Source organism: Pseudoalteromonas sp. NEC-BIFX-2020_002, assembly GCF_013002825.1.
In the GTDB taxonomy this organism is placed as follows: Bacteria; Pseudomonadota; Gammaproteobacteria; order Enterobacterales; family Alteromonadaceae; genus Pseudoalteromonas; species Pseudoalteromonas neustonica.
Map to the genome: position 1 here is coordinate 36,541 of NZ_JABEPJ010000020.1, position 13,071 is coordinate 49,611.

Sequence of the window (13,071 nt, forward strand, 5' to 3'; positions counted from 1 at the left end):
CTCAACAACTCATTACACAACACTCAGTGGCGTAATTAATCTTCAAAATAAGTATACCCTTCAAGGCCGGCATTAAGCTCTGCTAAATACTGTTCTTTAACAGGATCACTGACATCAAGTTGCTGCACTGTATTGGCAAAGTTATCTGCTAAAATGGCGCTATCATAGTCAACAAACTTTAATACATCCTTAACGCTGTCGCCTTTAATCGCATTAGTAAGTTGATAACCTTGCTCTGTGAGTTCCACATGCACAGAGTCTGTATCGCCAAACAGGTTATGTAAATCACCTAAAATCTCTTGATACGCACCAACCATAAACATTGCAATATGATATTGCTGCCCTGGTATATACTGTGGGATAGGCAAGCTTGTTTCAATACCTGCACCTTCAACATATTCGCGAATTTGGCCATCAGAATCACAGGTAATATCTTGAATAATGGCACGTTGCGTTAATGGTTTATCAAGATTTTCAATCGGCATTACTGGAAATAATTGCTGAATTCCCCATACATCAGGTAACGATTGGAACAATGAGAAATTCACGAACAATTTATCCGCTAGTTTTTCGTTTAGATCATCAAGTACCTCACGGTGAGCGCGCGCATTGCTAAGCGATGCACGAACACGGTGTAATATTGTAAAGTACAATTGCTCAATTTTAGCCCATTCCAACATACTCACTAAGCCATGTACGTATTGATCATGAGCTTCGCTGAATAAATGCATTGCATCGTGATAAATTTCCAGCGCCATACGTGGGTTTAAGCGTTGTAAACACTGCCACATTTCATCTAGCACAAGCGCACTATTTGGTTGTGGCGCACTTGGGTTAATATGATTAGGTGCTTGTTCTACGTCAATTACGTCGGTGATCAACACCGCATGATGCGCCGTTAATGCGCGCCCAGATTCAGTGATAATTGCAGGGTGCGGCAAGTCATGCTGCTCACATACTTCAGCAAACGCATTCACTACATTACGCGCATATTCTTCAACGGTGTAGTTCATAGAGCATGCACTACGAGAGCCTGAGCCTTCGTAGTCCACACCTAAGCCACCACCTACATCAACGGTATTTAATGGTACACCCAGTTGTGTTAATTCAGCAAAATGGCGTGAACACTCACGTAAAGCACGGTGGATATCTCGTATATTGGCAATTTGTGAACCTATATGAAAATGCACCATTTGCATTAAGTGTAATTTGTTATGCTGCTTAAGAACGTCAACGGCACTTAAAACTTGCCCTGCAGTTAAGCCAAACTTACCTTTTTCTCCGCCCGTGTTCTGCCATTTGCCTTTACCAACAGAATTTAAACGAATACGGATACCAATGGCAGGCTCAATATCTAAATCTTCTATTTCGGCTAACAATGTTGTTAGCTCTGAAAGCTTTTCAACCACAATTTTAACTTTATGGCCCATTGCTTGACCAATGCAGGCTAAACGTAAAAATTCACTGTCTTTGTAACCGTTACACACAATAGTAATCGGTGATTTTGCAACACCTAAAATCGCCATCAATTCGGGCTTTGAACCAGCCTCAAGACCAACAAGCCCACTTGGATGCGCCAGTAACTTGCTAACGACAGAGCGCTGCTGATTTACTTTTATCGGATATACACAGGTGTATTGACCTTGATAATCCCGCACATCACGCGCTTTACTAAAAGCGCTTGTGAGTGTATCAACACGATTTTGTAAAATATCAGTAAAGCGCACCAAAACAGGGAGAGTTAAACCCTGCTTTTTAAACTGCTCTGTTAATTCTGTAAGTGAAATCGCCGTTTTTGTTTGGTCGCCATCAGGAAAAGCCACCAGCTCACCTTGACTGTTAATATCAAAATAACCGTCACTCCAATGTGCAACATTATATGTAGCGCGTGCTGTGTCTAAACCCCAAGTCATGGCAAATTCTTCCAAGTGTTAACTAATGCATCTGTAATCGCGTATTTTAATACGTCAGTAGCCCCTACGCTAACAAAAATTGACCTTTAACCAAAGCACAGGTTAAATTATTCACAAGAACACTAAAATTTCATTGAGCAAAACGCCAAGCACTGGCAGAATTGCCCCCTTTTTCGTCTTTAACTCAAAAAGTGTAATAGCAATCATGGCAAATTTAGATCAAAGTAACTGGTTTACCGAAATTAGTGAACGTGACGGCAGTGCGTTTTCTCTTCGCATCAATAAAAAGCTAGATGAAAAGCAATCGCCTTTTCAAAAAGTCGAAATGTACGAAACGACTGACTTTGGTAATCTAATGATTATTGATGGTTGTACAATGGTAAGTAGCCGCGAAAACTTTTTTTACCATGAAATGATTAGCCACCCTGCACTACTTGCTCATCCTAACCCTAAAAATGTAGTGATCATCGGCGGTGGTGACTGTGGTACTTTACGTGAAGCACTTAAACACCCAGATGTAGAATCGGTAACACAAATTGATATTGACGAAGTTGTGACACAAATGTCACTTAAATACTTTCCAGAGTTATGTGAAGCAAACCAAGACCCACGCGCAACAGTCATGTTTGATGATGGTATTAAATACATGCGAGAACTTGCTGCTGAGTCAATTGACGTAGTTATTGTTGATGGCACAGACCCTGTAGGCCCAGGCGAAGGACTATTTAACCATGCGTTCTACACTAGCTGCTTAAATGCTCTTCGCCCTGGTGGCATTATGGTGCAACAAAGTGAATCCCCCCTTATGCACATGCCATTATTGGTAGAAATGCGTGACGCAATGACTGAAGTGGGCTTTAAGGATTTGCAAACATTGCCATTCCCACAACCTATTTACCCAAGTGGTTTATGGTCTGTGACGCTTGCACGCAAAGGTGAAGCATTTGCAGGCTTTAGAGAAGATGCTGCCGCAGAGCTGGCGCAAAGTACGCAATACTACAATAACGGTATTCACCACGGCGCACTTGCAACCCCAAACTTTATGAAACGCGCTTTTGAGAAAAAGTAAGCAATAATAAAATAGCAAAAAAGGGTTCGTATGAACCCTTTTTTAATTTTTGACACCTAAAAAATACTCACATCAAAAACGCCACTGTGCGTTAAGTAAAACTTGCTGCTGTGATATTCTTGATGCTATACCAATCGCTTGGCGGTTATCAGCTTGACTGCGCAAAGCCGAACCTTCAATTCCTAACTGCCACTGTGGTGTTAACTGGTAACGCCAAGTTGCTGTAATTCCTTCGCCATGGCTTGCATTTGGATCAAACGCCCAATCGTCTTTATCAGTCACTTTAAAATAATCATAACGAATAGATAATCTATGCTCTGCTATTTTATGACTTAGTAAAAAAAAGTGACTATAAAAACGGTTATCAACACCTCTATTTTTCCCCATCGCAGTACTGCCTGACATAGCCTGAGTTATCAAACGTGTTTTGGCCGTAAATTTATAAAGCCATGCAGCGCTTGAGAATCGGGTATCCCATGCATATTGCCCAGTACTGTAATTGATCGCGGCAGGATCACCGTTGTTATCGTAATAATAAAAACGAAATTGTGATTTTTTTAAATAATCCCAATGAATCCCTGTGTAATAACCATAACGGCCATCCACCTCTTCAAAAGGCAAAACCTGATTTGCTTGATGCTGTAATTGGGGTGTATTTAAAGAAGCCACTGGCGCAAATGCAACACCTTCGTTAAACGTTGTTTGGCGATCGTGCATGGCAAAACCACGCCACGCCAATAATGTGCCCGCAGGATCGTTACCTTTAAATGTAGCTCCTACAAATGCAAAGCTGTGGGCACTATTAAAGCTTCGCCCAGGGCGCTTAATGGTTGCTTCAACACCCACAGTGCGTACTTCTTCACCTATCCATGAATTTATGGCGGAGTTAGTGTAGTTATAAGGTGAGATCCAACCCATATCTGGATTCTCTAGTGACAATAAAGGGTAAAATCCACCTACGCGCACATGCCACTTATATTTACTTTTAGTTAGCGGCTTATATTGTAAATACGCTTGGCTAAAGCCTAAAGTAGGCTCAGGATCTTGGTAAGCATTAATCACTCCATGGGCTGACCAATCAGTACTCAAGTCTGCTCTAAAATCAATTAACCCTTGTGAAAGTAGCACGCCATCGTTTTCACTGTCATAGCGATAAAGCCCTACACCACCTTCTTGCCAACTCGATTGCGAATCGCCTTTTACAGCACTAACGTGTAATAGCCCTTTAATTTGCGCATTTACATTGGTGGCGCTTAATAAGCCAAATAAAGCGACAACACCTAGTGAGTTTTTAATAATCATCAAATTCATCTACACCAATTGCAACACGTGGTATTACTTTTTGCTTAAGTTGATAACGCAAATTTTTGTTCGAAACAGTCACCGCTTGTGACTCTGTTGAACTAATATCACTAAACCCCTCATGCCAAACATTGAGTGTGTATTCGCCTTGTGGAATGTTTAATGATAACCGCCCTTGCTCATCGGTTATGGCATAAAACGGGCTATCTACTACAACGATATAACCCAACATCCAGTCATGAATATTACAACCTAACTCCACCACACCCGTTTGTTCAAATGTAATAGGCGCCTGTGGTTGCTCACGATACAACTTGAGCTCAAACGATTTGCTTTTAGAAAATGAATACACATGGTGCATGATTGAATCCGCGTTCGGAAATTCAACCTGAGCGTTTTTAGGCACAACTAAAACATGTGGCGTAAACTGGCGTTCCTGTTGCTTCATCATAAAGGGGGCGTTTGGTAATTCATTATCTAGCATCGTCACTGATGACGTTAACCATACAACGGCATTAGGCAGCGGTTGCTGATTTTGATCATAAATTGTAATAGTGGCTGCATGGCTTTTGAATACCATAAAAATTAATGCAATTACGAGTACAAGCTTCATCGTCTTAAGATCTTATTATTTGATTTAATTCATTATAGACCTATTTTATGAGCAAAATGTTACTTAATTAAAATATTATTTAGTCTGTTTAATAGATTGAATACGTATGCAGTCATCTCGTAATCAAAGCCTCCGCGCTTTATGCTAACTGATTAAAATAGCGTTAACCTCAAGGATCAGTCATGCGATTACCTTTGCTACTTGTGCTTACACTTTCAAGTGCTTGCTTTGCTAAAGATACAACAATTCAATCCCCCAATGGGAAAATAAAAATAACGGTATCAGATACGCACTCCACACCAAGCTACAAAATCAGTTTTAACGATAAAGAAGTTATTCAAAACTCATCGCTTGGTTTTAATTTTAAACAACAGGCCTCTTTCGCTGAAGGCTTTAAAATCACTAAAACATCTAACAATCAAGTAAATAGTCAATGGCAGCAACCGTGGGGCGAGCGTCAAACCATTATAGATAAGCATAATGAGCTAACGGTTACCTTTAATAAACCTGCGCCGCACGGTGGCACTTACATAGTCCGCTTTAAGGCCTTTAATAGCGGGGTAGGATTTCGCTACGAAGTGCCCAAACAAACGGGTTTTGAGAGCATTGAAATCACTAAAGAGCTAACCGAATTTGCAATTGCCAACGCCGATAAAGCAACCGCGTGGTGGATCCCTGCGCGTGGCTGGAACCGCTATGAATATGTTTATAACACCACACCATTGCAACAAGCTGGGCTTGTACATACCCCTTTTACTTTTAAAAATGCAGACGGTGTACATGTCAGTATTCACGAGGCGGCTTTAGTTGATTATGCAGGTATGGTGCTTAATCAACGTCGCCCGGGGACATTTCAGGCAGACCTAACCCCTTGGTCTGATGGTATTGCAGTTAAAAAACACGGTGCTTTTAATACCCCTTGGCGTACAATTCAAATCGGTGAAAAAGCCGTTGATTTGATTAATTCAGATATAATTTTAAACCTCAATGAACCTAACAAGCTCGGCGATGTTTCATGGGTTAAACCGGGTAAATATGTTGGTATTTGGTGGGGTATGCACATCAACGAAACAACGTGGGGTAGCGGTGAAAAACATGGCGCAACAACACAAAATACCAAGTATTACATGGATTTTGCTGCCAAATATGGTTTTGATGGCGTATTAGTTGAAGGCTGGAACATTGGCTGGGACGGAGACTGGTTTTTCAATGGTGACGTATTTAGTTTTACTAAACCTTATAATGATTTTGATATTGATGAACTAACTCGTTACGGCAAACAAAAAGGCGTTCAGCTAATTGGCCATCACGAAACATCTGGTAACGTCAGTAACTATCGCAACCAAATGAATGATGCCTACGCACTCTATGAAAAAGCGAACGTGAGCCAAGTAAAAACAGGCTATGTAGCTGATGGCGGCAATATAAAACGTATCGATGATAATGGCATTGCACGTCATGAGTGGCACGATGGTCAGTTTATGGTTAACGAATACCTTCATAGTGTAAAACTCGCAGCTAAACATAAAATCAGTATTAACACCCATGAGCCAATTAAAGACACAGGTCTGCGTCGTACTTACCCTAACTGGATAGCGCGCGAAGGAGCTCGCGGCCAAGAATTTAATGCATGGGGTACGCCACCTAATCCACCTGAACATATTCCTATGCTTGCTTTTACACGTATGCTAGCTGGGCCAATGGATTTTACACCGGGTATTTTTGATATGGGCTTTAATGGTTTAGGCGCAGAAACTAACCGCCCACAAACCACGCTAGCGAAACAACTCGCTTTGTATGTCGTGATGTACAGCCCAATTCAAATGGCCGCAGATTTACCGCGCAACTATTTAGCAAAACCTGAGGCATTTCAATTTATTCAAGATGTACCAACCGACTGGCAACACAGTATTGCGCTTGCAGGTGAAGTTGGCGACTACATAGTGTTTGCACGAAAAGAACGTAAACGCGATGGTTATTCTGGTAACGACTGGTATTTAGGCGCTGTCACTGATGAACATGCCCGCACGGTTGATATTAAGCTCGACTTTTTGGATGGCGATAAAGTATTTGAAGCGCAAATATACCGCGATGGCAAAAACGCAGAATGGAAAAACAACCCATACGATATAAAAATTGAACAGCGTATTGTATCGGCTAAAGACACTATTTCATTAAAACTCGCCACCAGCGGCGGCACTGCAATTCGATTTAAAGCACTATAAACACGCCCAGCGCCAACCCGAGCCGGTTGGCGCATTAAGCAATTAATTAAGCTATTAATTAAGCTATAAAACAAAACTTCTTCGCATCAACTTTCATCACATTTATTAATTTAACTAATTGAAATTTAAAATACTTAAAACTGCTGCAATACTTTGTAATAGATTTATTCCTGCGCGTAACCTATCTTTGTTCACAGTCATTTCATTAACATAATAGCAACACCGTCATTTCTCCTAGAAATTTACTACACAATCAAGGAATATGAGCATGGAACCTGTATTAAGAAATATTCACTCAGTTATTAAAACACCCATAGTACTTGCGCTCACTTTCGCAAGTTTTACGGCACTTAGCACCAATGAGAACACACCATCACACGCCCAATACACCACGTCATCATCAGCGTGTGTTGCAAAAAAAGAATGGTTTAAATCTCCCGTAGTCCCACCAAAAGAAGGTAAAGATAGTCATTTTGCATTTGTGGATAACGAAGATAAATCAAGCAATTGTGATTTTCATCAGTGGTCATGGCAAAAGTTTTTATATCTAACCCAAGTAGATAAAAAAACAAACGATCTGGTTATGTTTGGTGATAACTACCGACAAGTAAATAATGAAATGATGCCTTATTTTGAGCCTTGGAATGACCTACTCAATCCCACCGGTTTTGAATTAAGTTCTCAATTGATCCTCGAGGACACAACGCAAGCAGGCAGTAGCCATGGCAAAATTTTTACTAAGTATGGTAATCAACCTGCTTATTATTCAATTCATATAAACCGTGAATTTATTCAATCTGCAGCTAAAAACCCGATCACTAGCGGTGATGAGTTTGCAGTGGGATCCGTTGAAATAAAGGCAGCATGGCTTGCCACAGTTCAATTACGCGCCCTTTATACAGATAAAGAAATACACGCTAACTTTTACACCCGTAAAGCAATGATCAAAGCGGATAGTAAAACAATCAGCAATACCGAAGTTGCTTTAATAGGCATGCATGTTGTTGGCGTAGTTGAGAACCATCCTGAATTTATTTGGGCTACCTTTGAGCATCATACATCAGCACCTGATTATTACGGCTCTCCTGATACATTTAAAAAAGTAACAACGCCTTATGAAAAAAATAAAATCGTTAGTAGTGATGATAAATTTATTTTTTACAGAAAAAATACCACCGCAGGTAATGCAAATCTAAGTTACCCCGCAGAACAAACCACCACAAACACGTTTCGTTTATACCAATTTGGCGTACCTAATGGCGCGCCTTATACAAACGTTGCATCGTCAGAGCAGCAAACTAGAGACGCCGAAAACTTTAATAACATTCAAGTACTCAATAATAGCGTTAAACAAGGCCTAACTAAGCATGACTCTCGTTGGCAACATTATTTTTATGCTGGAAGTGTGTGGTTAAGTACTCAAGGTTACAAATTTAATGAAGGGATCAGTGGAAATATTGTCCCACCCAATGCAAACGATAAATTACGAGGTTCGCTCGCGCTTGCCAACATAACCATGGAAACCTATACGCAAACCTATGGCGATCCAAATCAAAATAAAAGCTACTCGACTAATAACTGCTTTGCTTGTCATGCAACCAGTAAGGGTGAGTCAACGATGGAAGTAAGCCATATATTTAAGAACTTTCAAAAGTTACGTAGCAGTCACAGGCAAATCAATGCTGGCTCTACACATCAACGTTAATAATTTATTTGAATAGCTTAAAAAAGGAATGCTGTAATGACTAAAAAAGACGATACACAACACTCTGGCGCAAAACCATCGGCAAACAACATACCATGTTGGTCAGATGGTGAAAGCGTAGATCAAGCTTGCCAACGTCTAACAGAGATGTTTGTTGGGCTTGGGCAAGTTCCTCGCATAGATAAAGGGCAGCAACCCGCTCAACGTGCCGTATTTAGAAAACAACATGGCGTTGTGTACGGCAAGTTTAAAATTAACTCAGACATTGACCCGCAATTTAAAGTGGGAATATTTACAGGCCAAGAATACGAATGCGCGGTTCGCTTTTCAAGTGACACAACCCCTTCATCACCTGATTTGCACAGTACCCTTGGGTTGGCGATGAAGCTGTTTTCCGTAGAGGGCCAAAAACTGGTTGGAGAAAGCGACACAGCAGACTTTATTTTTCAAAATATAAATCGCTTCTTTACCAAAAATGCCCAACAGATGTGCCAATTCACTACGGCTGGCGTAATAAATAAAGACTACGACGCATACATAAATGATCCGAAAAATAAGAAAACATCTAACATTTTAAAGGCAATGCAAAAAGTAGAGGCGAGCTGCCTAAGTGCTAAATATTGGGCAATTTTACCATTTAAACTTGGTGAACAACACATTGTAAAATATCGGTTAGTACCTGAGAGTTCTGATTTAGGCGCACCTAGTGTTGATAATGACTACCTTGCGTTAGATTTACAGCGACGATTGCGTGAAGGAAATGCTCGCTTTCGTTTTGAAGTACAATTGCGTACTAACCCCAAAACAATGCCAATTGATGATGCACAAAAAGTCTGGAGCACACAAGAAAGTCCGTATATCTGCCTTGCACACTTAGAATTGGCACAACAAGACATTACCTCAATTGGTCAAGCCGAGCTTGGTCGTAACCTCGCCTTCAATATTTGGCGCACTTTAGCTGATCATGAGCCTTTAGGTAGCATTGCCCTTGCTCGCAAGTCAGCATACGCAGCCAGCGCTCATGCACGTCACACCGCAAATGGTCAGCTGCTGCAAGAACCAAAAGCAATTAGTCAGTTTAATCCTGAGCAATCACAAGATACTGACTCTGACTGCATTGTGTACGCTGGTATTTACCCTCCTATTGGTGTGATGCGAGTAGGTAACAGTAAAGATGACTATTTCATTGGCCCGCAACATCCTCAACCTGTACCAAATTCAGATGAGTACGCTTACCGCGACAAAAGTGGCGCAATGAAACGCCAAGCTGCCGAGTTTAGAATTTACGGCTTTAACGCTGCTGGCAAAGCAATTAAGGAACTCACTTTAGATAATGCTGACATAACATGGCACGCCCAACTTGCGAATCAAAAAGCGTCTTGGTATGAATTTCAAATTGCTTTAGATATTCCAGAAGCCGCCGATGCACCGCCATCTTTACTGCGAAACAACAATGTTACAAATCGCGATAAGCTTGTCATTAATGGAGGTAAACGCAGCCTAAGCGGCAAAAATATAACCCCTAAAAATAAAGACACCTTTACCGGTAAATTTATGGGTGAAAAAGTCTATCTAGGCGAGATGCGCAGTGATGAACATGGCCGATTAATCATGCTAGGTGGGCATGGCGTATCACGTAACCTGAATGGGGATATCGCGGTGACTTTCGCCAACAATGAAGGCTGGTATGATGATATATCCGATGGCCCTATTACCGCTGAGGTTGTTTATCAAGGCGTTGCTCTAAGAGTTGAACCCGCTTGGGCCATTTGTGCACCGCCTGATTATGCGCCAATGCAAAAATCAGTGCGTACCATGTGGGATTTAATGCGCGATGTTGCAGTAAACAGTGGCATGCTTGCACGTCCACAGCGCCCTTCATTTACGGATGATATTCAACCTATTTTTACTCGAATGACTGACTTACAATGGGTTAATGGTGGCTTTGCAGGCGCTTTTGGATGGGGTGGTCAATTTGATTACACAACTCCTCAGTGGTTAGAAAAACTAAGCAACCCTTCTCCAGCCTATCAAGAACTACGTCGTACGTTATCTAATAATTTTCGCCGTTTTGATGTCCCAGGTGCCCAAGCACCTCAACTATGGCCTTGGCTCTATGGCGACGCAATTAGTATTCCACCAACGGGATCTGAACGCCAACATAGTACACTCTCAAACTTACAATTGTCGTTTTTAGACCAATGGGTAAAAGGCGATTTTATTAATGATTACACACCGCAATCCGGTTGCCCCGTTGCTCCAAAGCAGCTCACTATAGATGATTATCCCGTGGCACAACAGCCTGACTTACTCACTCGTGGTGCGATGGAATTTTGCCTAGCAGATGCGTTTCATCCAGGCTGTGAAATGACTTGGCCTATGCGCACTGCAGGTATGTATCAATCAGCTTTTAGGTTAAAACACGCAAAATCGGATCTACAAAGCGATCATTATTATTACGGCCCTGTCATGAATAGTGATATTTTTACCCTTGCACAAGGACCATTATTTGGTGGACAAGTAGCAGGCGGTGTGACACGTTGGATGGCTATCCCATGGCAAACAGATACAGCTAGCTGTCGTGATGGCTACAGCTCTGAATACGACCCTTTCTTACCCACTTTTTGGCCGGCACGTGTGCCTAATCAAGTTATGAACCAATATCGTTATAAGCAAGTGCTTGATACATCACTATCAAATAGCACTCGCCAACAGGCATTTGCGTATCGCACAGATTGGTTAGATGATTTACCTTTGCACGGCCAGCCTGCAACATACACCAACCAAATCAACAGTATGGTTGAAAACTTTGCAGATCTCGCGATTGTGCAAGCACATGTTGGCGCCCTTGGTGACCCTCAATTTCCAACTATGATGCAAGTCGGCATGCTACCTCACAAGCAAGATAAAGAAGCACATACAAACCTTGCCAGTAAAGCAATACAACATAGTAAAGCGACGCTTTCTGCGGATCTGCCACCAAATCAACACAAAATAGATTTAGGTGTAACAGAAAAAGCAAATCGCTTTCATCGCGTAAAAGGACGTTAGGATCATTATGCCAATGATTAACAAAAAAGAGTTAACGAGTGATATTGTGATCATTGGTGCAGGCGTAGCAGGCTGTATTGCTGCGCTTGCGTTATGTGATTCTTACCAAGTAACACTTATTGATAAATCTGTATTGCCTGAAGAGCGCATTGGTGAATGTTTAGCACCTGCAGCAAAGCGCATTTTACAACAGCTTAATTTACTCACTGAATTTGAAGCTTTAATAGACACAAACATCACCCAAGCTATTCATTTACACAATCTAGGCATGCAAGTTAGCTGGGGACAAGAAAAGCCTCACATTACTGATAACCTAAGCAACCCAGATGGCTTTGGTTGGCGATTAAACCGTAAAGAATTTGAGTTGTTTTTACGTAATAAAGCCCAGCAACGTGGTGTTGAATGTATTTGGCCAGCACGGCTCAGAGGCAGTCAATATAATGATAATGCATGGCACATTTTACTTGAGCACACAAACTCCGACGAACCCAAAGAAATCACTATTTGTAGTCAGTTTGTAATTGATGCAACAGGCCGCCAAGCTCACTTTGCAAAAAAATATACGGATCGTCAACAAAGCGACCGACTCATATCATGCTGGGCGACCTTGGCAAACAACAGTGAGAATCAACTAGGGAGTATTTGTGCAACCGTTAATGGCTGGTGGTACAGTGCACCACTACCAAATCAACGCCGTGTTTTAGCATTTCAAACCGACTCCGACCTTTTCAGTAAAGGCTTAAATCGTGACACAGCTCTATTTAGTCAACTTGCTCAACAACATGCACCATTAGCCGCGTTACTCGAAGGGAATCAACATACGTTAGATCTACACGGTATTACCAGTGCCAATTCAACACGCTTAGACACCTTTGTAGGTCAACAATGGGCTGCACTTGGTGATGCCGCAACTAGCTTTGACCCTTTATCATCTCAGGGGATTTTTAATGCAATGGCAAGTGCTATGCAATTAGCATCATTAATAAAAAAATCTGAGGTTATCGAAACATTAGATAACGATATACACCAATACTTTATCAAAACTTATCAGCAACAAATTGAGCAGATATGGGACAGTTATCTACACCATAAACATTATTTCTACAACCAAGAACAACGTTGGTCATCACACCCTTTTTGGCAACGTAGACACCAGCAAACACCATCACTAAATTGGGGTTAATCACCACATT

General features: G+C 41.4%; 8 protein-coding genes. 5 read left to right on the forward strand and 3 right to left on the reverse strand.

Translation table 11 applies throughout. The annotated features are described in order from the left end of the window. Positions 1–35 precede the first annotated feature (35 nt). On the reverse strand, positions 36–1,913 hold the full coding sequence (speA, locus tag HJP15_RS18260) for a biosynthetic arginine decarboxylase (protein ID WP_054206387.1): 1,878 nt from the start codon (positions 1,911–1,913) through the stop codon (positions 36–38). Between the two features lie 205 nt (positions 1,914–2,118). Here speA and speE point away from each other — a divergent pair, with 205 nt between their 5' ends. After that, complete coding sequence (gene speE, locus HJP15_RS18265; protein WP_054206386.1) at positions 2,119–2,982, forward strand: polyamine aminopropyltransferase; 864 nt, start codon at positions 2,119–2,121, stop codon at positions 2,980–2,982. A 72-nt stretch (positions 2,983–3,054) separates the two neighbouring features. On the opposite strand, the gene HJP15_RS18270 is transcribed toward speE, so the two are convergent. Both HJP15_RS18270 and HJP15_RS18275 read right to left on the reverse strand, forming a co-directional pair. Further along, positions 3,055–4,284, reverse strand: coding sequence for a hypothetical protein (locus HJP15_RS18270; RefSeq protein WP_170174313.1), 1,230 nt, complete (start codon positions 4,282–4,284; stop codon positions 3,055–3,057). After that, the gene (locus HJP15_RS18275) at positions 4,274–4,897 is read right to left on the reverse strand and encodes a cupredoxin domain-containing protein (protein ID WP_054455590.1); all 624 of its coding nucleotides are present in this window, start codon (positions 4,895–4,897) and stop codon (positions 4,274–4,276) included. Before HJP15_RS18275 ends, HJP15_RS18270 begins: the two co-directional genes overlap by 11 nt. Positions 4,898–5,079: 182 nt before the next feature. Here HJP15_RS18275 and HJP15_RS18280 point away from each other — a divergent pair, with 182 nt between their 5' ends. The 4 genes from HJP15_RS18280 to HJP15_RS18295 all read left to right on the forward strand — a co-directional run bounded on the left by HJP15_RS18280 (position 5,080) and on the right by HJP15_RS18295 (position 13,061). Further along, positions 5,080–7,122, forward strand: coding sequence for a glycoside hydrolase family 97 protein (locus HJP15_RS18280; protein ID WP_170174300.1), 2,043 nt, complete (start codon positions 5,080–5,082; stop codon positions 7,120–7,122). Between the two features lie 268 nt (positions 7,123–7,390). Next, positions 7,391–8,827, forward strand: coding sequence for a hypothetical protein (locus HJP15_RS18285; protein WP_170174301.1), 1,437 nt, complete (start codon positions 7,391–7,393; stop codon positions 8,825–8,827). Positions 8,828–8,863: 36 nt separating this feature from the next. Next, entirely contained in the window at positions 8,864–11,878 is a 3,015-nt protein-coding gene (locus HJP15_RS18290) for a LodA/GoxA family CTQ-dependent oxidase (RefSeq protein WP_170174302.1), read from the forward strand. Positions 11,879–11,885: 7 nt separating this feature from the next. Next, the gene (locus HJP15_RS18295) at positions 11,886–13,061 is read left to right on the forward strand and encodes a tryptophan 7-halogenase (RefSeq protein WP_170174303.1); all 1,176 of its coding nucleotides are present in this window, start codon (positions 11,886–11,888) and stop codon (positions 13,059–13,061) included. The last annotated feature ends 10 nt before the right edge of the window (positions 13,062–13,071 follow it).

Excerpts from the sequence above, each read along its gene's own strand:
- speA (WP_054206387.1), bottom strand. The coding sequence starts at position 1,913 with ATGACTTGGGGTTTAGACACAGCACGCGCTACATATAATGTTGCACAT.
- speE (WP_054206386.1), top strand. The coding sequence starts at position 2,119 with ATGGCAAATTTAGATCAAAGTAACTGGTTTACCGAAATTAGTGAACGT.
- HJP15_RS18270 (WP_170174313.1), bottom strand. The coding sequence starts at position 4,284 with ATGATTATTAAAAACTCACTAGGTGTTGTCGCTTTATTTGGCTTATTA.
- HJP15_RS18275 (WP_054455590.1), bottom strand. The coding sequence starts at position 4,897 with ATGAAGCTTGTACTCGTAATTGCATTAATTTTTATGGTATTCAAAAGC.
- HJP15_RS18280 (WP_170174300.1), top strand. The coding sequence starts at position 5,080 with ATGCGATTACCTTTGCTACTTGTGCTTACACTTTCAAGTGCTTGCTTT.
- HJP15_RS18285 (WP_170174301.1), top strand. The coding sequence starts at position 7,391 with ATGGAACCTGTATTAAGAAATATTCACTCAGTTATTAAAACACCCATA.
- HJP15_RS18290 (WP_170174302.1), top strand. The coding sequence starts at position 8,864 with ATGACTAAAAAAGACGATACACAACACTCTGGCGCAAAACCATCGGCA.
- HJP15_RS18295 (WP_170174303.1), top strand. The coding sequence starts at position 11,886 with ATGCCAATGATTAACAAAAAAGAGTTAACGAGTGATATTGTGATCATT.